17 protein-coding genes are annotated in these 18846 nt (G+C 72.0%); 7 read left to right on the plus strand and 10 right to left on the minus strand.

What is annotated here, in order from left to right:
* Positions 1-34: 34 nt before the first annotated feature.
* Positions 35-712 (plus strand): response regulator transcription factor, encoded by a 678-nt coding sequence (locus EDF18_RS03420; RefSeq protein WP_123546384.1) that lies wholly within the window; start codon positions 35-37, stop codon positions 710-712.
* 136 nt (positions 713-848) lie between these two features.
* Here the strand turns inward: EDF18_RS03420 and EDF18_RS03425 are convergent, their stop codons facing one another.
* The 3 genes from EDF18_RS03425 to EDF18_RS03435 all read right to left on the minus strand — a co-directional run bounded on the left by EDF18_RS03425 (position 849) and on the right by EDF18_RS03435 (position 4219).
* Positions 849-2138, minus strand: a complete 1290-nt coding sequence (locus EDF18_RS03425; RefSeq protein WP_123546385.1) for an MFS transporter — start codon at positions 2136-2138, stop codon at positions 849-851.
* Positions 2139-2305: 167 nt separating this feature from the next.
* Positions 2306-2638: a thiamine-binding protein gene (locus EDF18_RS03430; protein WP_123546386.1), complete on the minus strand. Its 333-nt coding sequence runs from the start codon at positions 2636-2638 to the stop codon at positions 2306-2308.
* Positions 2639-2839: 201 nt separating this feature from the next.
* Positions 2840-4219 carry a glycosyltransferase 87 family protein gene (locus EDF18_RS03435; RefSeq protein ID WP_123546387.1) on the minus strand — a complete coding sequence of 460 codons (1380 nt, stop codon included), beginning with the start codon at positions 4217-4219 and terminating at the stop codon, positions 2840-2842.
* Between the two features lie 79 nt (positions 4220-4298).
* Between EDF18_RS03435 and EDF18_RS03440 the strand changes: the two genes are divergently transcribed.
* The 3 genes from EDF18_RS03440 to EDF18_RS03450 are packed head-to-tail and all read left to right on the plus strand — an operon-like array spanning position 4299 to position 6792.
* Complete coding sequence (locus tag EDF18_RS03440) at positions 4299-5123, plus strand: ABC transporter substrate-binding protein (protein WP_123546388.1); 825 nt, start codon at positions 4299-4301, stop codon at positions 5121-5123.
* Positions 5087-5992 carry an amino acid ABC transporter permease gene (locus EDF18_RS03445; protein ID WP_123546389.1) on the plus strand — a complete coding sequence of 302 codons (906 nt, stop codon included), beginning with the start codon at positions 5087-5089 and terminating at the stop codon, positions 5990-5992. Before EDF18_RS03440 ends, EDF18_RS03445 begins: the two co-directional genes overlap by 37 nt.
* 38 nt (positions 5993-6030) lie before the next feature.
* A complete protein-coding gene (locus tag EDF18_RS03450) occupies positions 6031-6792 on the plus strand; it encodes an amino acid ABC transporter ATP-binding protein (RefSeq protein WP_123547266.1) in 762 nt (253 codons plus the stop codon).
* 46 nt (positions 6793-6838) lie between these two features.
* On the opposite strand, the gene mmsB is transcribed toward EDF18_RS03450, so the two are convergent.
* The 3 genes from mmsB to chvE all read right to left on the minus strand — a co-directional run bounded on the left by mmsB (position 6839) and on the right by chvE (position 10802).
* Positions 6839-7993 (minus strand): multiple monosaccharide ABC transporter permease, encoded by a 1155-nt coding sequence (gene mmsB / locus EDF18_RS03455; RefSeq protein WP_123546390.1) that lies wholly within the window; start codon positions 7991-7993, stop codon positions 6839-6841.
* Between the two features lie 50 nt (positions 7994-8043).
* A complete protein-coding gene (gene mmsA / locus EDF18_RS03460; RefSeq protein WP_123546391.1) occupies positions 8044-9591 on the minus strand; it encodes a multiple monosaccharide ABC transporter ATP-binding protein in 1548 nt (515 codons plus the stop codon).
* 77 nt (positions 9592-9668) lie between these two features.
* Positions 9669-10802, minus strand: coding sequence for a multiple monosaccharide ABC transporter substrate-binding protein (gene chvE / locus EDF18_RS03465; RefSeq protein ID WP_123546392.1), 1134 nt, complete (start codon positions 10800-10802; stop codon positions 9669-9671).
* Between the two features lie 382 nt (positions 10803-11184).
* Here chvE and EDF18_RS03470 point away from each other — a divergent pair, with 382 nt between their 5' ends.
* Entirely contained in the window at positions 11185-11877 is a 693-nt protein-coding gene (locus EDF18_RS03470; protein WP_123546393.1) for a YceI family protein, read from the plus strand.
* Positions 11878-11944: 67 nt separating this feature from the next.
* Here EDF18_RS03470 and EDF18_RS03475 read toward each other — a convergent pair whose 3' ends face one another.
* A complete protein-coding gene (locus EDF18_RS03475) occupies positions 11945-12784 on the minus strand; it encodes an ADP/ATP-dependent (S)-NAD(P)H-hydrate dehydratase (protein WP_123546394.1) in 840 nt (279 codons plus the stop codon).
* Between the two features lie 85 nt (positions 12785-12869).
* Between EDF18_RS03475 and EDF18_RS16735 the strand changes: the two genes are divergently transcribed.
* On the plus strand, positions 12870-13505 hold the full coding sequence (locus EDF18_RS16735) for an HAD family phosphatase (RefSeq protein ID WP_123546395.1): 636 nt from the start codon (positions 12870-12872) through the stop codon (positions 13503-13505).
* Positions 13502-14665 carry an NADH:flavin oxidoreductase/NADH oxidase gene (locus tag EDF18_RS03485; RefSeq protein WP_123546396.1) on the plus strand — a complete coding sequence of 388 codons (1164 nt, stop codon included), beginning with the start codon at positions 13502-13504 and terminating at the stop codon, positions 14663-14665. Before EDF18_RS16735 ends, EDF18_RS03485 begins: the two co-directional genes overlap by 4 nt.
* An 82-nt stretch (positions 14666-14747) precedes the next feature.
* On the opposite strand, the gene EDF18_RS03490 is transcribed toward EDF18_RS03485, so the two are convergent.
* The 3 genes from EDF18_RS03490 to EDF18_RS03500 form a co-directional block, all read right to left on the minus strand.
* Positions 14748-15785 carry a hemolysin family protein gene (locus tag EDF18_RS03490; protein ID WP_123546397.1) on the minus strand — a complete coding sequence of 346 codons (1038 nt, stop codon included), beginning with the start codon at positions 15783-15785 and terminating at the stop codon, positions 14748-14750.
* Positions 15782-17206: a hemolysin family protein gene (locus tag EDF18_RS03495; protein ID WP_123546398.1), complete on the minus strand. Its 1425-nt coding sequence runs from the start codon at positions 17204-17206 to the stop codon at positions 15782-15784. Before EDF18_RS03495 ends, EDF18_RS03490 begins: the two co-directional genes overlap by 4 nt.
* A 150-nt stretch (positions 17207-17356) precedes the next feature.
* The gene (locus EDF18_RS03500) at positions 17357-18793 is read right to left on the minus strand and encodes a GuaB1 family IMP dehydrogenase-related protein (protein WP_123546399.1); all 1437 of its coding nucleotides are present in this window, start codon (positions 18791-18793) and stop codon (positions 17357-17359) included.
* Between the last annotated feature and the right edge of the window lie 53 nt (positions 18794-18846).

An 18846-nucleotide genomic window follows, 5' to 3' on the forward strand; every position in this document is an offset into this window, starting at 1 on the left:
TGGACACCACCTCCTCAGAAAGAAGGACCGCCCCGTGACGACACCCGACGACCGCATCCGTCTGGCCCTGGTCGACGACCACAAGATGCTCCTCGGCGCCCTGAGCGAGTGGATCCGGGGCGCAGCCAGCGACATCTCGATGGTCGCCGCCGTCGCGTCCTGGCCCGAGCTGCTCACCCACCCCGAGTTCCCCGTCGACGTCGTGCTGCTCGACCTCGACCTCAAGGACAACATCCCGATCTCGCTCAAGATCAACACCCTCAAGACGACCGGCGTGAAGACGGTGCTGATGAGCACCTACTCCGAGCCCAACGTCGTCCGCGAGGCCCTCGCCGCCGGGGCCCTCGGCTACCTCGTCAAGAGCGAGGACGCCGAGATGATCGTCGAGGCGATCCGGGCCGCCGCCAAGGGCGAGTCGTACATCTCGGCCGAGCTCGACCTCGCGCTCAACGCCGCCGAGATCGGCGGGGTGCCGAAGCTAAGCGCGCAGGAGCGCCGCGTCATGGCCCTCTACGGCGGTGGCGAGCCCGTCAAGGCCGTCGCCTACCAGCTCGGCATCAGCGAGGAGACGGCGAAGAGCTATCTCAAGCGCATCCGCGAGAAGTACCGCGTGGCCGGCTACGACGTCGGCACCAAGGTGGCCCTGCGGAAGCGCGCCATCACGGACGGCATCCTGCTGCAGACCGACATGCCGGCGCAGACGAGCTTCTAGCGCTGGTCGGCGGCGGCCGCGGCCGGGCGTTGCGCGCCGGTGCCGCCGCTTGCGAGGTACGCGGGAAGGGACGAGATCACCGGGGGCCCCCGGGCATCTCGTCCCTTTTGGCGTACAACGCGTTCGAGCGGCGCTTCTAGCGCTGCTGAACCACGAAGACGGACCCCGTGTCGGTGTCCTCCTTGTGGTCTGCGTCGGCCGCGGCGGCGCAGAGCGCGGCCTGGCGGGCGTCACCCGACTTCTGCAGCCGGAAGCTGATCACGGTGAGCACGACGCCCACGAGCGCGAGGGCCACGCCGACCCAGCCGGGGGCGGCGAAGCCGAAGCCCGCGGCGATGACGGCACCGCCGAGGTAGGCGCCCGCGCTGTTGCCGAGGTTCATCGACGAGTGGTTCAGGGCGGCGCCGATCACCTGGCTCTCGCCTGCGACCTCCATCAGGCGCGACTGGACCGACGGCCCGATCATCGAGCTGACGAGCCCGAGGAAGAACGTGGTCACGAAGATGCCCACGATGCCGTCGACGAGCAACGCGTACGCCACGAGTGCGGTGATCAGCCCGATGAACCCGACCGTCAGCGCGGCCTTGAGGTTCTTGTCGCTGGCCCAGCCGCCGATCACGTTGCCGATCGTCATGCCCACGCCGACCCCGACGAGCACCCACGGCACGACGCCCTCGTCGACCCCCGTGCCCTCGGTCACCGCGTTGGCGATGTAGCTGTAGACGGCGAAGAAGCCGCCGAAGCCGATGGCGCCGATGCCCATCACGAGCCACACCTGCGGCTTCCCGAACGCGCTGAGCTCGCGGCGCATCGAGGCGGACGAGTCGCCCTCCATCCGCGGCACGGCGAGCCAGACGGCGACGAAGGTGAGCGCGAAGATCGCGGCGACGGCGAGGTAGGCGACGCGCCAGCCCTGGGCCTGGCCGAGAGCAGTGATCGACGGAACCCCGATCACGTTGGCGATGGTCAGCCCGCTGAGCACGAGGGCGACTCCCTTGCCGCGGTTGCCCGGGCCCATGATGGTGGCCGCCACGATGGAGGCGATGCCGAAGTAGGCGCCGTGCGGCAGGCCCGCGAAGAACCGCGCCCCGAGCACCCAGCCGAACGTCGGCAGCACCGCCGACAGCACCGTGCCGACCACGAACAGGGCGAGGAGCCCCATCAGCAGCTTCTTCTTCGGCAGGTGCGACGACATCGCCGCGATGGTCGGGGCGCCGACGACGACGCCGAGCGCGTACGCGCTGACGAGCCAGCCCGCCCGCGCGATGCCCTCGTCGGACGACTGCGCGTAGAGGCCGGGCAGTAGATCTTGCGCGATGTTCGGCAGCAGGCCCATGGCGACGAACTCGGTCGAGCCGATGCCGAACCCGCCGAGCGCGAGGGCGATCAGGGCGAGGGTCTTGCGGCGAGTGGTGAGGACGATCACGGGCGGCTGCCTTCGAGGTCGGAGGGGCGGGCTGGGATCCAGGGACTCTCCGTCGAGCTGGCTGGTGCGTGACGGGCACGAGGCCCGTCCGTCAGGAGCCTGTCGTTCGAATCGATTCGACAGCTCCGCGACGATCTTACCGCCTGGCAGGCACGAAGAGCGAGGGCTCAGCCCTGCTCGCCCAGCGCCCGCTCGAGCCGCTCGACCTTGCCGTCGAGCTCGCCCGTGCGGCCGGGGCGGATGTCGGCCTTCAGCACCAGCGAGACACGCGTGCCGTACCGGCCCACCGCCTCCGTCGCTCGCTTGACGACGTCCATGACCTCGTCCCACTCCCCCTCGATCTCGGTGAACATCGAGGAGGTGCAGTTCGGCAGCCCGGACGCGCGTACCACCGCGACCGCCGCGGCCACCGCCTCGTGCACCGAGTCGCCGTGCGCCTCGGGGTCGAGCGATCCGGCGGACGGGCCGCCGCTGGGAGAGACGGAGAAGGCGACGATCATGCGGTCATCCTCGCACCGTCGCGGCCGGGACGGCACCCTGCGCCCTTCCCCCGTGACCTGAGACAGATGTGCACGTCCGAGGCCGGTCCGGCTCAGTCTGCGGGCCTCGCGCGAGCAGATCTGTCCCGCTCCGCGGCAGCTGCGGTCCCGTGGACACCTCGGACGGTACCGCCGGTCGGGAAATGCCGACCGGAGAGCCTCCTATACGTGGATATCCGGGTGCTGCGACGCGCCCCCGCGTCGATCTGTCGGGTTCTGCGGCGTCCTGGCTGCCTGAGCTGAGCTCTCGGCCCGCGCCGCCGGCCGACGGGACCCGGCCCGCCACAGCTGCACCAGTGCGACGACCAACAGCACCACCTCGCCGAGGTTCCGCACCGTGATCAGCACGAGCATCCAGGGTTCGACGCCGAGCAGGGCCTGGTACTCCCACGGGTAGATCACCTGCGTCAGCGCGGCGATCCCCACGGCCAGCGCGGCGGGCACAGCGGCCGACGGCCCCCCGCGGCGGGAGAGCACGAGCCAGAGCACCACCGGCGGCGCGAGCCAGGAGACGAACTGCGGCGAACCGACCTTGTTCGTGACGATGAGGGCCGTGACGAAAGCCAGCGACAGGGGCGCGAGGAGGTGCACGGCCGACGCGCCGCGCCTCACGGCCCGAAGCCCCAGCAGCAGCACGAGCAGCACGACGAGCGCCATCAGCACGGTCGTGAGGCGAGCCGCGGTGCCCACCCCGTCGCCCTCCACCTGGTAGGTGAGGATCTGGTGGTCGTAGTAGACGAAGGCCCCCGGCATCCCGGCGGCGGCCCGCCAGAGCCACGCGGTGGCGGTGGGCGACTCCACCTGCAGCCCGCGACCGGCCTGCTCCCCCACGAAGCCGAGCACGGTGGCCCCGCTGCCGAGCACGAGCGAGATCGCGACGACGGTGACGGTCGTCGCGACGGCGCCCACGACGACGTCGCGCCGGGCACGACCCCGCAGGGCGACGACGGCCGCGACGACGAGGGCCGCCGGCCACACCTTGATCCACGCGGCGACCGTCAGCAGCACGGACGCGGCCAGCGGCCGGGACGAGAGCAGCAACAGCCCGACGATCGCGAACGGCACGGTGACCGCGTCGATGCGCCCGACGGCGATCGGCCCGAGCGCGAGCAGGAACAGCAGCCACCACCAGGCCGCCCCGACGTGGCCGTGCGCGCGAGTCCCGCGACGCAGCCCCCCGGTCAGCACCGCGAACGCCCCCGCGTCCAGCAGCAGCACGATCGTCAGCCACGCCTGCCCGTAGTGGGCGTCGCCGCCGACGCGGGCGAGCAGCATCGGCACGGCGGCGAGCAGCGGGTAGACCCACGGCCGGTCGACGCCCACCCAGTCGCCGCCTCCCACGCCCTGCTGCATCCAGGTGCGGTAGACGCTCCACACGTCGCCCATCGGCTGGTTCGGCCCGGTGAGCGCCGCGTGGCCGACGACGAGGTGGACGAGCACGAAGGCCGACCACAGCACGGCAGGGTGAGCCGCGACGCGTGCCGAGAGTCGGCGGGAGGCCCCGTCCGCGCCGGGTGCACGAGGAGGCGCGGCGACGGTCATGCGGGCAAGGCTAGCCGTCCGGCGTCACACGACGCCTCGGTGCCGCCGCGCGCGACCGCGGACGGATATCCTGCCCCTCATGCCCCGCACCCGTCTCCGTCTCACGGCCGCCGCCGTCTCCGTCGTCGCCGCCGTCGCCTCCTTGTCGGCCTGCGCCCCCACGTCCGGCTCGGGCGGGTCCGGCGACGGCCTCGTCACCGAGGGCAAGCTGACCGTCGCGACCGGCGAGCCGGCCTACAGCCCCTGGGTCGAGGACGACGACCCGACCACCGGCGAGGGCTTCGAGGCCGCGCTCGCGTACGCCGTGGCCGACCAGCTCGGCTACGCGAAGGACGACGTCGTCTGGGTGCGCTCGACCTTCGACGAGGCGATCGCACCGGGCCCCAAGACGTTCGACCTGAACCTGCAGCAGTTCTCGATCACCGAGCAGCGCGCGAAGGCCGTCGACTTCTCGTCGCCGTACTACGAGACGCGCCAGGCCGTCGTCACCCTGCCCGGCAGCGCGGCCGAGGGCGCGACGAGCGTCGCCGACCTGCGGGGCCTCGCCATCGGCGCCCAGAGCGGCACGACCAGCTTCACCGCGGCCGAGAAGGTCATCGACCCCGAGGGCGGCGTGCAGGCCTACAACTCGAACGACGACGCCAAGGCGGCGCTCGAGGCCGGCCAGGTCGACGCGATCGTGCTCGACGTGCCGACCGCCACCTACTTCGTCGAGGGCGGCGTCGTGCTCGGCCAGCTCGCCGCCGAGGACGGCGCGAGCGACGAGCTCGGCATCGTCCTCCCGCTCGGCAGCGCGCTCACCGGCGACGTCACCGACGCGGTCGACGCCCTGCGCGCCGACGGCACCCTCGACCAGCTGCAGCAGGAGTGGCTGGCCGACTACGACGTGACGGAGCTCTCGTAGCCCGCTCAGCGCTCGCGGTCGACGACCACCCCGTCAGCGACCTCGAGCTCGGCCGGCGCGCTTTCCGACGTCGGCAGTCGGGGCGCTCGGTCGCGATCGCCGCCGTCAGCACGATCGCCTTCGCGGCCCTGGCATGGTGGGCCGTCACGAGCACGCCCGGCTGGGACAGGGTGCGCTTCAGCTTCTTCGACGGGCCCACCCTCGTCGCGGCCTGGCCGCGAGTGATCGAGGGCCTCTGGCTGAACGTGCGGGTGCTCCTCGTGGCGCTGGTCGGCGTCGCCGTGCTCGCGACGCTGCTCTCGGCCCTCCGCACGCTGCGCGGCCCCGTCTTCTTCCCGGTGCGAGCCCTCGTGCGCGGCTACACGGACCTGTTCCGCGGGCTGCCGCTGATCATCGTGCTCTACCTCGTCGGCTTCGGCGTGCCGGGGCTCGGCCTCGGCATCCCCAGGCTGCCCGCCGAGGTCTGGGGCACGGTCGCGCTCGTGCTCACCTACTCGGCCTACGTCAGCGAGGTCATCCGCGCCGGGCTCGACGCCGTGCACCCGTCCCAACGGCTGGCCGCCCGCTCGCTCGGCCTCAGCCACGCCGCGACGCTGCGGCTGGTCGTGTTCCCCCAGGCGATCCGCAAGGTCACGCCGGCCCTGATGAACGACGTCGTCTCGATGCAGAAGGACGTCGGGCTGATCTCGGTGCTCGGCGCGGTCGACGCCGTGCGCGCCGCCCAGATCGAGACCGCGACGGCCGCGAACTTCACGCCCTACGTGCTCGCCGGACTGCTCTTCGTGCTGCTGGCCCTGCCGACGGTCTGGCTGACCGACTGGCTGTCGGCGCGCCTCCGTCGGCGCGAACAGGCCGGGAGCGTCGTGTGAACGAGCAGGACCAGAGCAAGGGCCACGGCCAGGCCGACCTGACCGCAGGAGGCGCGGCGCAGTCCGCCGAGGTCGTCCTGCGCCTCGAGGGCGTGCGGAAGTCATTCGGCGGCACGACCGTGCTCGACGGCATCGACCTCGACGTGGCGCGCGACGAGGTCGTCGCCCTGATCGGCGCGAGCGGCTCGGGCAAGTCGACGCTGCTGCGCACGGTGAACCTGCTCGAGCAGGTCGACGACGGGCGCATCGTGCTCGGCGGCGAGGACATCACCGATCCCCGGGTCCGGGTCGACGCGGTCCGGGCGCGCATCGGCGTCGTGTTCCAGCACTACAACCTGTTCCCGCACCTCACGGTCCTCGACAACGTCTCGCTGGCCAGCCGACACGTGCTGCGGCGCCCCCGGGCCGAGGCCGAGGCGCGGGCCCTCGAGCTGCTCGAGCGTGTCGGGCTCGGCGACAAGGCCCGCGCCTACCCCGACCGCCTGTCGGGCGGCCAGCAGCAGCGCGTCGCGATCGCGCGGGCCCTCGCCCCGAGGCCCGCCGTGCTGCTGCTCGACGAGGTGACGAGCGCCCTCGACCCCGAGCTCGTGGGCGAGGTGCTCGACCTCGTCCGCACACTCAAGGAGGTGGGGACCACCATCCTGATGGCGACCCACGAGATGGCCTTCGCCCGCGACGTCGCGGATCGGGTGGTGTTCCTCGACGCCGGCCGCATCGCCGAGCAGGGGCCGCCGGCCCAGCTCTTCGGGTCGCCGCGCACCGAGCGGGCGAGGGAGTTCCTCGCCCGCGTCTCGGGCTGAGGCGCCGGCGCCCCTCCTGGGGACCGCCGGCGCCCCGCGTCCGCCCTCAGCGGCGCCGGCGCTTGCTGTACACGTCGAACGCGACGGCGAGCAGCAGCACGAGCCCCTTGATGACCTGCTGCCACGCGGCGTCCACCGAGAGGATCGACAGACCTTGGTTGAGCACGCCCATCACGAGACCGCCGATCACGGCCCCGACGACGGTGCCGATGCCTCCCTGGACCGCGGCACCGCCGATGAAGACGGCCGCGATCGCGTCGAGCTCGAAGCTCTGCCCCGCCGACGCGACGGCGCTGCCGGCGCGGGCGGTGCTCACGACGCCGGCGAGCCCGGCGAGCAGGCCCATGTTGACGAAGATGCCGAAGGTGACCCACTTCGTCTTCACGCCCGACATCATCGCCGCGTAGAGGTTGCCGCCCATCGCGTACACGTGACGGCCGAAGACGGTGCGCGTCAGCAGGAACGAGTAGAGCAGCACGAGCGTCGCGAGGATGATCAGGATGATCGGCGTCCCCCGGTTGTAAGCCAGCAGGTAGCAGAGGTACATGATCGCGGCGACGGCGATGGCGATCTTGAGCACGAACGAGACCGCCCGCTCGCGGGGCAGCTCGAGGCGCCGCAGGTTCGCCCTGGCCCGCAGCTGCTGGGCGACGAGGCCCGCCGAGGCGAGCAGGCCGATGCCCAGCGTGAACAGGTCGGGCTGGCCGGTCGTCGGCAGCGTGCCCGAGCCGATCGAGTTGAACGCCCTCGGCAGCCCGCTGATGGTGCCGCCCGTGAGCAGCACGAGGGCCACGCCGCGGAACACGAGCATGCCCGCGAGGGTGACGATGAACGCCGGGATGCCGACGAAGGCGATCCAGAAGCCCTGCCACGCCCCGATCAGCGCGCCGACGAGCAGCGACAGCGCGACGGCGACGCCCCAGGGCAGCCCCCAGTCGTTCATGGCCAGCGCAGCGACCGCGCCCACCGTGGCGACGACCGAGCCGACCGAGAGGTCGATGTGCCCGGCGATGATGACGATCACCATGCCGATCGCGAGGATCAGCACGTAGGCGTTCTGCTGGATCAGGTTGCTGACGTTGCCGGGGTAGAGCAGTCGCCCCTCGGTCAGCACCTGGAACAGCAGCACGATGACGAGCAGGGCGGCGAGGATGCCGTACTGCCGCATGTCGATGCGCAGGCGGCGCTTGGAGCCCGGCATCGGCCCGGACGCAGGAGGCGGTGCGGACGGACGAGGAGGTGCGGTGGTGGTCACGAGGCTTCTGCTCCTAGGTTCCTGGTCGCGGTCATGTGGCGCATCAGCTCTTCCTGGCTGGCGTCGGCGCGCGAGAGCTCGGCCGTGAGCCGCCCCTCCGCGATGGTGTAGATGCGGTCCGAGAGGCCGATCAGCTCGGGCAGCTCGCTCGAGATGACGACGACCGCCTTCCCCTGGGCCGCCATCTCGGCGATGATCCCGTAGATCTCGTACTTCGCCCCGACGTCGATGCCCCGGGTGGGCTCGTCGAGGATCAGCACGTCGGGGCCCGAGTAGATCCACTTGCTGAGGACGACCTTCTGCTGGTTGCCGCCGGAGAGGTTGCCCACGACCGACGAGACCGACGGGGTCTTGATGTTCATCTGCCGGCGGTAGTCGTCCGCCACGGCGTACTCGCGGTTGCGGTCGATGACGCCGAGCCGGGCGAGCTTGCCGAGCGCGGCCGCCGACACGTTGACCGTGATGCTGCCGATCAGGTTCAGGCCGTAGCGCTTCCTGTCCTCGGTGACGTAGGCGATGCCGTTCTTGATCGCCTCGCCGACCGTGCGGGTCTGGATCTCGACGCCGTCCTTGTAGACGCGGCCCGAGATGTCGCTGCCGTACGAGCGCCCGAAGAGGCTCATCGCGAGCTCGGTGCGCCCTGCCCCCATCAGGCCCGCGAAGCCGACGATCTCGCCGGCCCGCACGGTGAAGGAGGCGTCGTCGACGACCACGCGGTCGGCGTCGACCGGGTGGTGCACGGTCCAGTTCTCGACGCGCAGCTTCTCGGCTCCGATGTCGGGCACCCGCGGCGGGAACTGGCTGTCGAGCGGACGGCCGACCATGGCGCGGATGATGCGCGTCTCGATCTCCGGCGTGTCCTCGACCGCGAACGCCTCGATGGTCTTCCCGTCCCGGATGACCGTGACCGTGTCGGCGATCGCCCGGATCTCGCCGAGCTTGTGGCTGATGATGATCGCCGTGATGCCCTGGTCGCGCAGCTGGTCGATCAGGCCCAGCAGGTGCGCCGAGTCGTCGTCGTTCAGCGCGGCCGTGGGCTCGTCCAGGATCAGCAGCTTCACCTCCTTCGAGAGCGCCTTCGCGATCTCGACGAGCTGCTGCTTGCCGACGCCGAGCTCGAGCACCTTGGTGACGGGGCTCTCGGCGAGGCCGACCCTCTGCAGCAGGGCCGCCGCCTCCAGGTTGGTGCGGTTCCAGTCGATGACGCCGCCGCGCTGCACCTCGTTGCCGAGGAAGATGTTCTCGGCGATCGAGAGGAACGGGCTGAGCGCGAGCTCCTGGTGGATGATCACCACTCCGTCGCGCTCGCTGTCGTTGATCGACGAGTAGCGGACGGGCCGGCCGTCGAGCTCGATCACGCCGCCGAAGCTGCCGTGCGGCCAGACGCCCGAGAGCACCTTCATCAGCGTCGACTTGCCCGCGCCGTTCTCGCCGCAGATCGCGTGCACCTCGCCGCGCCGCACGCTGACGGAGACTCCGTCGAGCGCGCGGACGCCGCTGAACTCCTTGACGATGTCGGTCATCTGGAGGATGACGTCGTCCATGTGGTCCTCGTTCCGTTCAGGGGTGAGGGAGCCGGCGGCGGCCCGTGGGGACCGCCGCCGGCTGCCGGGTGGTGGGGTCAGAGACCCACGTCGCCGGCGTCGACGAAGCCGGAGTCGACGAGGACGGACTGCACGTCGTCCTTCGTGACGACCACCGGGTCGAGCAGGTACGCCGGCACGACCTTGACGCCGTTGTCGTACGTCTCGGTGTCGTTCGTCTCGGGGTCCTCGCCCGCGACGATCGAGGCGATCATCGCCTGCACCTGGGTGCCGAGCTCACGCGTGTCCTTCCAGACCGTCATCGACTGCTGGTCGGCGAGGATCGCCTTGACGTTCGCGACGTCGGCGTCCTGGCCGGTGATGATCGGCCAGTCGGTGCCCGCCTGGTAGCCGGCCGCGTCGAGGCTGGCCTCGATGCCGAGCGCGAGGCTGTCGTTCGGCGAGAGCACGACGTCGACCTTGTCGCCGCCCGTGTAGAACGACTGGAGGCGGTTGTCCATCTCGGCCTGGGCGTCGTCCGAGCCCCAGCCGAGGATGCCGATGGCCTTCCAGCCGTCGTCGTCGGCCGGTGCCTTGCCGCTCGGCACGGTCAGCACGCCGCTCTCGACGTAGGGCTGCAGGACGTCCCACGCGCCGGCGAAGAAGAAGCCGGCGTTGTTGTCGTCCGGGCTGCCCGCGAAGGGCTCCATCGTGAACGGGCCCTTCTCGCCGTCGGCGAGGCCGAGCTGGTCCTCGATGTACTGGCCCTGGAGCTGGCCGACCTTGTAGTTGTCGAACGTCGCGTAGTAGTCGACCGCCTCCGTCCCGTTGATGAGGCGGTCGTAGGCGATGACGGTGACGTCCTGCGAGGCGGCGTCCTCGAGCACGGGGCCGAGGGTCTGCCCGTCGATCGCGGCGACGACGAGGATCTTCGCGCCTCCCGCGACCTGGTTCTGGATCTGGCTGATCTGCTGGTCGGTCTTGTTGTCGGCGTACTGCAGGTCGACGGTGCAGTCGTCGCCCTCGAGCTTCTCCTTGAGGCCCTCGCCGTCGTTGATCCAGCGCTCGAGGCTGCGCGTCGGCATGCTGATGCCGACGTTGCAGTCGGTGCCGGCGGCGTCGTCCCCGCCGCCGGAGGAGCCGCCCGAGGAGCCGGCGGGTGCGCAAGCCGCGAGGCCGGCCACGAGGCCGAGCGTCAGGGCCGCCACGGAGAGCGTGCGTGCTGTGGTCATGGTGCGGATCCTTCCGATGGGATCTGCCCGGGCGACGGGTCGCGGCTCCCTCCGGGTGCGTGGGGAGCGTCGTGGCCGTGGTTCGTCGTCGAACCGGTCCAGATCGAGCTGTACTTCGCTGTAGTGCTCGAGGCCGACGAGGGTGCGTCGGCTATTTGTTGGCTCTCGGAACATATAGCCGTGAGGAGGCGCGCGCCAGAGCGGGGAGGCGTCGTTACCGAATCGAGATGAACGATGCTCGCGTTCACCCTGGTCGAGAGGCGGTTGCCGTGCCTGCACCTTCCCAGCGCCGTCCTAGGGTGACGCGTCATCATCCTGGGCAGGCGCCTCCTCCGTGCCGACCAGCCCGAGCAGCACCCGAGCCGACCCCAGGAGACACACCATGCAGAAGAAGACCGGAATCGTCCTCGGAGTCGCAGCGGTCGTGGTGGTGGGCCTCGGCGTCACCGCCGCGGTCGCCGGCCCCGCTTTCTACCGCGACGTGATCGTCGGCGAGCCCGAGGCCGCCCCCACCGTCTCGGTGACGCCCGGCGCGACGACCATCGACACGAGCGACCTCAGCGGCGCCTGGACCGTGGGCGACGGCAGCACCGCGGGCTACCGCGTGGACGAGGTGCTGAACGGCACCGACGTCACCGTCGTCGGCACGACCGACCAGGTCACCGGCACCGTCACGGTCGAGGGCGACTCGGTCACGGCCGCCACGATCGACGTCGACGTCGCGAGCATCGCCACGGACAGCGGCAACCGCGACGGCTACTTCCGCGACGACGCCATGGAGGCCTCGACCTACCCGACCGCGACCTTCGTGCTGACCCAGCCCATCGACGCCGGCGTCCCCGCCGACGGCGACGTCGAGACCGTCGAGGCGACGGGCGACCTCACGATGCACGGCGTCACCCAGAGCGTCACCGTCTCGCTGCAGGCCGCACTCTCGGGCGACGGGGTGCAGATCAGCGGATCGGTGCCGGTGACCTTCAGCGACTACGGCGTCGAGGCGCCGAGCTTCGGCTTCGTCCAGGTCGAGGACTCGGGGACGGTCGAGTTCCTCGTGTCGGCGACCCCCGCCTCCTAGACGACCGGCCGACGTGACGCCGCCGGGGCATCTCGCCGAGGCGGACTGCCCCGGAACGTCATCTCGATCAGCGCAGCAGCGCGGCGATCGTCGCCGGGAGCGCGTCCACGAGGCCGAGGACCGTGAGCGGGCCTCCGGCGCTCGCGCGCTCGGCGGCCAGGCCGTGCACGACCGCGGCGGTGGCCGCGAGACGGGCGAGGGCGTCCTCCTGGGCGAGTGCCTCGTCCGAGTGGGTGGCGACGAGCGCGCCCAGCACGCCGCCGAGCGCGTCGCCCGCACCGGCCGTCGCGAGCCAGGTCGGTGCGCTCTCCGCCATGAGCCGGGTGCCGCCGGGCGAGGCGACGTGCGTGCGGTGGCCCTTCACCAGGACGGTGCAGCCCCACTCCCCCGCCGCCCGTGCCGCGGCCTCTCCCGGGTCGGCCGCCACGTCGTCGACGGACCGCCCGGACGCCCGCGCCAGCTCGCGGAAGTGCGGCGTCAGCACGACCGGCCCCGTCGCCCGCTCGCGCAGCGACAACGCACCCGCGTCGAGCACGAGGGGCAGCCCCGAGGAGGCGGCCGTCTCGAAGCCCTCCGCGGTCTCGTCGTCGAGGTGGTCGGGGTCCACCCCCGAGCCGAGCAGCCACGCCTGCACCCGGCCGGGGCTCGTCACGGCCTCCGGCCGTCGGTGCAGCACGAAGTCCGAGGCGCGCGCCGGGCCGAGGTAGCGGAGCATGCCGACGCCGGTGTGCAGCGCCGCCTCCACGCCGAGGACGGCTGCCCCCGGGTACGCGGTCGAGCCGGTCACGACGCCGAGCACGCCACGGCTGTACTTGTCGTCGTCGACCGCGGGGACGGCGATCCAGTCAGCGGCGTCGGCGGCGGTCCAGGCGGCAGGGCGGGAGGCGGTGTGCGGGTCGGTGGTCACGCCCCGACGCTAGTCGGGCTCGCGGCGCCGGCGTCCAGAGCCCCGGCCGAGCCGAGACGCCTGGGGCCGCCGATACGGTGGGAGGATGAGCATCTCGATCCCCGGCCGCACCGTCGTCTTCGACTACGGCGAGGTGATCTCCCGGTTCCCCGACGACGCATCGCGTCGGCGCATCGAGGAACTCGCCGGTGTCGAGCCCGCCGCTCTCTGGCCCAGCTACGGTGCCCACCGGCACGCCCTCGACCACGGCCGCCTCACGGCCACCGCCTACTGGCGCGCCGTCGAGGCCGACACCGGCGCCGACTGGTCGCGCACCCGCGTCCACGAGCTGTGGGCCGCCGACTTCCCGTCGTGGTTCGTGCCCGAGCCCGGCACCCTCGACGTGATCGCCGACCTCGCCGACGGCGGAACGCGCCTCGCGATCCTCTCGAACGCCGGCCAGGACTTCGCCTCGCCGTTCCGCCACTCGCCCCTCGGCGACCTGTTCGAGCAGGTCTTCGTCAGCGCCGAGCTCGACGACCTGAAGCCGTCGGCCTCGATCTTCCGGCACGTGCTCGCCGAGCTCGGAACAACCGCAGCCGACACGGTGTTCATCGACAACAGGCCCGACAACGTCGAGGCCGCCCAGGCCCTCGGCATCACCGGGCACCTGTTCACCGGCCCCGAGCCGCTCCGACTGTTCGTCGAGGGGCTCGCGGGCCTCCCCACCGAAAGGCGATGACCGCTCTCGTGACCCAGACGGACGCTGCACCCTCCCCCACCTCCGACACCTCTCCCGCCTCGACGCAGGGCGACTCCCCCGTCGGCCTCTTCGACGCCGTCACGCTGCGCGGCCAGACGTTCCGCAACCGGCTCTGGGTCGCGCCCATGTGCCAGTACTCGGCCGAGGAGCAGGACGGCGTCGCCACCGACTGGCACCTCGTGCACCTCGGCTCGCTGGCCCGAGGAGGCGCGGGCGCCGTCATCTCGGAAGCCGCGTCGGTCACCCCCGACGGCCGCATCTCGCCGCAGGACCTGGGCATCTGGAACGACGACCAGGTCGAGGCCCTGAAGCCGATCACCGCGTTCGTCCGCTCGCAGGGCTCGGTGCCCGGCATCCAGCTCGCGCACGCCGGGCGCAAGGCGTCCACGTTCCGCCCCTGGAGCGAGACCCAGGGCTCCGTCCCCGAGGCCGAGGGCGGCTGGCCGACCGTCGCGCCGTCCGCGGTCGCCTTCGAGGGCTACGCCGCGCCGCGCGAGCTGACCCGCGACGAGGTCGTCGGGCTCGTGGAGGCGTTCCGCGCCGCGGCCCGCCGCTCGGTCGAGGCCGGCTTCGGGCTGATCGAGCTGCACGCCGCCCACGGCTACCTGCTGCACCAGTTCCTCTCGCCGCTCAGCAACGAGCGCACCGACGAGTACGGGGGCTCCCTCGAGAACCGTGCGCGCCTCCTCGTCGACGTCGTCCGCGCCGTGCGGGCCGAGGTCGGCGACGACCTGCCGCTGCTCGTCCGCTTCTCCGCCACGGACTGGGCCGAGGGCGGCTGGGACGAGCACGAGACGGCCACCGTCGCCGCCTGGTCGCGCGACGCCGGCGCCGACCTGTTCGACATCTCGACCGGCGGGCTCGTCGCCGGGGTGACGATCCCGGTGGGCCTCGGCTACCAGGTGCCGTTCGCGCAGCACGTGCGCGAGACGGCCGAGGTCGAGACCGGGGCCGTCGGCCTCATCGTGTCGGCCCGGCAGGCGCAGGCCGTCGTGGCCGAGGGCCGGGCGGACGTCGTGCTGATGGCCCGCGAGTTCCTCCGCGACCCGCACTTCCCGCTGCGCGCCGCGGCCGAGCTGGGCGTCGAGCTCGACTACTGGCCCGAGCAGTACCTCCGGGCGCCGTTCCGTGCCTCCTAGGCCCTGAGGGGCCCGACCGGCCCACACGACGACGGCCGCGCCGACCCCGAGGGGCGGCGCGGCCGTCGTCGTCCGGTCCGACCTACGACCGCCTGGTCGCGTCCTGCACCTCGCCGATCAGCTCCTCCAGGATGTCCTCGAGGAACAGGACGCCCTGGGTGTCGCCCCGCTCGTCGAACGACCGGGCGACGTGCACGCCGCTCCGGCGCATCGTCGCGAGGGCGTCCTCGAGGTCGGTGCCCTGGTAGATCGAGATCAGCTGGCGGATGCGCTTCGGCGGCACCGGGTCGCCGAACTCGTCCTCGTCGAGGTCGATGACGTCCTTGAGGTGCAGGTACCCCGTCGGCTCGCCGGCGTCGTCGACCAGCACGTACCGCGAGAAGCCGTTCTGCGCGACGGCCCGCTCGACGTCGCCCGGGGTGGCGTCCTCGGGCAGGGTGACGAGGCCCGACATCGGCACGGCCACGTCGTCGACCGTCTTCTCGGTGAACTCGAACGCGGCCTGGAGCGTGCCGCTGCCGTCGCGCAGGGTCCCTTCACGCTGCGACTGCGCCACGATCGTGGCCACCTCGTCGACGGTGTACGCGCTGGCGGCCTCGTCCTTCGGCTCGACGCGGAACGCCCGCAGGACGGCGTTCGCCGACCAGTTGAGCGACACCACGACGACGTGCAGGAGGCGCGCCACGGCCACCAGCGGCGGCGCGAGCAGCAGCGCCGCCTTGTCCGGCAGCGAGAACGAGATGTTCTTCGGCACCATCTCGCCGAGCACGACGTGCAGGAACGACACCAGCAGCAGCGTGATGACGAACCCGACGACGCTCACCAGCTGCTCGCTGAGCCCGGTCAGGCCGAGCGGGCCCTCGAGGAGGTGGTGGATGGAGGGCTCGGAGACGTTCAGGATGAGCAGCGAGCAGATCGTGATGCCGAGCTGGGTCGTCGCCAGCATCATCGTCGCGTGCTCCATGGCCCAGAGGGTGGTCTTGGCCGCCCTGCTGCCGGCCTCGGCCTTGGGCTCGATCTGCGACCGGCGCGCCGAGATCACGGCGAACTCCGCCGCCACGAAGAACGCGTTGCCCATCAGCAGCAGCACGAGCCAGACGATGCCCCACCAGTCGCTCATCGGGCCGACTCCTTCTGACGGGCGTCGACGCCGCGCATCGACGCCGGGGCGTCCGACCTGCCGGCGCGCTCGGCCCGGCTCGCGCGCTCGGCGCGGCCACCGCGCTCGGGCTGGTCGACGACCTCGTCCTCGGGCGTCGGCGTGAACCTGATCCGGTCGATGCGCCGTCCGTCGAGCCGCTCGACGCGGAACGTGCCCGCCTCGGACTCGACGACGTCGCCGACGACGGGCAGGCGTCCGAGCTCGCTCATCACCCAGCCGCCGACGGTCTCCCAGGGGCCGTCCTCCGGCACCGAGACCGACGCGCGCTCGAGCAGCTCGTCGGGGCGCAGCAGCCCGGGGAACGTGAGCCAGTTTCGCGAGCGGACGACGTCGACGCGGCTGCGGTCGTGCTCGTCCGACACCTCGCCGACGAGCTCCTCGATGAGGTCCTCCAGGGTGACGACGCCGGCCGTGCCGCCGTACTCGTCGACGACGACGGCCATCTGGTAGCCGCGGCCGCGGACCTCGCCGAGCAGGTTGTCGAGCGTCATGGTCTCGGGGACGCGCACGGCGTCGGTGAGCAGCGCCGAGACGGGCACGTCGGCCCGCTTCTCCCGCGGCACGGACACGGCCTGCTTGACGTGGACGAGGCCGACCACGTCGTCGATGCCGTCGTCGGTCACCGGGAACCGCGACAGGCCGGTACGCCGGGCCAGCTGCAGCACGGTCTCGGCCGAGTCGGTGCGCGTGACGGTCGAGAGGCGCGGCCGCGGCGTCATGACGTCGGAGGCCGTGTGGTCGCTGAACGCCAGGGTGCGCGCCAGCAGGGTCGCCGTGTCGAGGTCGAGGCTGCCCTCGAAGGCCGAGCGGCGCACGAGCGACGAGAGCTCCTCGGCGGTGCGCGCGCCGGACAGCTCTTCCTTGGGCTCGATCCCGACACCCCGCAGGATCGCGTTAGCCGTGTTGTTGAGCAGGGCGACGGCGGGACGGAACACCGTCGTGAATCCGACCTGGAACGGGATGACGAGCTTCGCCGTCCGCAGCGGCAGAGCCAGCGCGAAGTTCTTGGGCACGAGCTCGCCGACGATCATCGAGAGCAGGGTCGCGACGACGATCGCAACGACCGGCCCCGCGACCGTGACCACGGGCTCGGGCAGGCCGACCCCGAGGAGGGGCGGCGCGAGCAGCCGGGAGATCGCCGGCTCCATCGTGTAGCCGGTCAACAGCGTCGTCAGCGTGATGCCGAGCTGGGCGCTGGAGAGGTGGGTCGACGTGATGCGGAGGGCACCGATGGTCGGCGCGAGCCCCTTCTCGCCCTTGGCCTGACGGGCTTCGAGGTCGGAGCGGTCGAGGTTGACCAACGAGAACTCGCTGGCGACGAAGAGGCCGGTGCCGATCGTGAGGACGATGCCGATCGCGAGCAGGATCCACTCGTTCACAACGACGGAGCACCGCCCTCAGTCACGGGATGGTGGGAGGGTGCAGCGGGCTGAGACGGAGGGTCATCCATAGAGAGGGAATCTTAGCCGCTGCACGCCCCGTCCGTCACCGGTCGGCCCCATCTGCTCGTCATCAGGCGAGGAGCCTCGTCACCAGCTGACGGGGAGCGCCTTGCCCTCCTCGTAGCCCGCCGCCGACTGGATGCCCACGAGCGCCCGCTCGGCGAACTCGGGCAGGGTGCGCGCACCCGCGTAGGTGAACGAGCTGCGCACGCCGGAGGTGATCATGTCGAGCAGGTCCTCGACGCCCGGCCGCAGCGGATCGAGGTAGATCCGCGACGACGAGATGCCCTCGGCGAAGAGCGTCTTGCGGGCGAGCTCGAAGGGGTCGAGCCGGCCGAATCGGCCCTGGACGGCCTTCGTCGACGCCATGCCCCAGCTCTCCTTGTAGAGGCCGCGCTCGTCGGTCGCCAGCTCGCCGGGCGCCTCCACCGTGCCGGCGAACCAGGAGCCGATCATCACCGACGACGCGCCGGCGGCGAGGGCGAGGGCGACGTCGCGCGGGTAGCGGACGCCTCCGTCGGCCCAGACGTGCGCGCCGAGCGACCGGGCGGTCGCCGCCGTCTCGAGCACGGCGGAGAACTGGGGGCGGCCCACGGCGGTCATCATCCGGGTGGTGCACATCGCCCCGGGGCCGACGCCGACCTTGATCACGTCCGCGCCCGCGCCCACGAGGTGGCGCACCGCCTCCTCGGTGACGACGTTGCCGGCGACGATCGGCAGGCCGAGCCCCGCGGCCGCCACCTGCTTCACCGCGGCGACCATGCCGTCCTGGTCGCCGTGCGCGGTGTCGAGCACGAGCACGTCGACGCCGGCGGCGGCGAGCGCGCGGGCCTTCTGCTCGACGTCGCCGTTGATGCCGACGGCAGCGGCGACCCGGAGGCGGCCGTCGCGGTCGAGTGCCGGCTGGTAGATCGTCGACCGGAGCGCGCTCTTGCGGCTCACCGTGCCGACGACCTGCCCGTGTCGCAGCACGGGCGCGAAGTCGATCTCGGCGGCGACCATGCGGTCGAAGGCGGCCCGGGGCGAGTCGACGTCGTCCGCGTCGAGCGAGGTGAGCGCGCCGTGCAGCAGGTCGCCCAGCACGGCGTCGCGCGGTGCGGTGGCCAGCCGGGAAGCGGCGATGCAGCCGAGGAACCCGCCGTCGGCGTCGTGGAGCACGATGCCGTGCCCCTCGACGGCGGGCACGCGGGTGAGGGCCGTGGCGACGGTCTCCCCCGGGTCGAGCGACCAGGGGGTGTCCCACTCGACGGGCTGCGACTTGACCCAGCGGATGGCCGCGTCCAGCTCCTGGAGCGGCATGTCCTGCGGCAGGACCCCGAGGCCGCCGCGCCGGGCGAGGGTGGCCGCGAGGCGGGGGCCGGTGACGGAGTTCATGTTCGCCGAGACGATCGGGACGGTGGCGCCCGTGCCGTCTCCCGGCGCCAGCGAGACGTCGAGCCTGCTCGTCACCGACGAGCGGCTGGGCACCAGGAACACGTCGGAGTACGTCAGGTCGTGGGTCGGCGTCGTCTCGTAGAACCTCATGGGTCAACGGTAATCCCTGCGGGTCGTCGGGACGCGGCCAGGCGGACGTTGTT

This window comes from Frigoribacterium sp. PhB107 (genome assembly GCF_003751515.1).
In the GTDB taxonomy this organism is placed as follows: domain Bacteria; phylum Actinomycetota; class Actinomycetes; order Actinomycetales; family Microbacteriaceae; genus Frigoribacterium.

Excerpts from the sequence above, each read along its gene's own strand:
- EDF18_RS03430 (WP_123546386.1), bottom strand. The coding sequence starts at position 2,638 with ATGATCGTCGCCTTCTCCGTCTCTCCCAGCGGCGGCCCGTCCGCCGGA.
- EDF18_RS03435 (WP_123546387.1), bottom strand. The coding sequence starts at position 4,219 with ATGACCGTCGCCGCGCCTCCTCGTGCACCCGGCGCGGACGGGGCCTCC.
- EDF18_RS03440 (WP_123546388.1), top strand. The coding sequence starts at position 4,299 with ATGCCCCGCACCCGTCTCCGTCTCACGGCCGCCGCCGTCTCCGTCGTC.
- mmsB (WP_123546390.1), bottom strand. The coding sequence starts at position 7,993 with ATGCCGGGCTCCAAGCGCCGCCTGCGCATCGACATGCGGCAGTACGGC.
- mmsA (WP_123546391.1), bottom strand. The coding sequence starts at position 9,591 with ATGGACGACGTCATCCTCCAGATGACCGACATCGTCAAGGAGTTCAGC.
- chvE (WP_123546392.1), bottom strand. The coding sequence starts at position 10,802 with ATGACCACAGCACGCACGCTCTCCGTGGCGGCCCTGACGCTCGGCCTC.
- EDF18_RS03470 (WP_123546393.1), top strand. The coding sequence starts at position 11,185 with ATGCAGAAGAAGACCGGAATCGTCCTCGGAGTCGCAGCGGTCGTGGTG.
- EDF18_RS16735 (WP_123546395.1), top strand. The coding sequence starts at position 12,870 with ATGAGCATCTCGATCCCCGGCCGCACCGTCGTCTTCGACTACGGCGAG.
- EDF18_RS03485 (WP_123546396.1), top strand. The coding sequence starts at position 13,502 with ATGACCGCTCTCGTGACCCAGACGGACGCTGCACCCTCCCCCACCTCC.
- EDF18_RS03490 (WP_123546397.1), bottom strand. The coding sequence starts at position 15,785 with ATGAGCGACTGGTGGGGCATCGTCTGGCTCGTGCTGCTGCTGATGGGC.
- EDF18_RS03500 (WP_123546399.1), bottom strand. The coding sequence starts at position 18,793 with ATGAGGTTCTACGAGACGACGCCGACCCACGACCTGACGTACTCCGAC.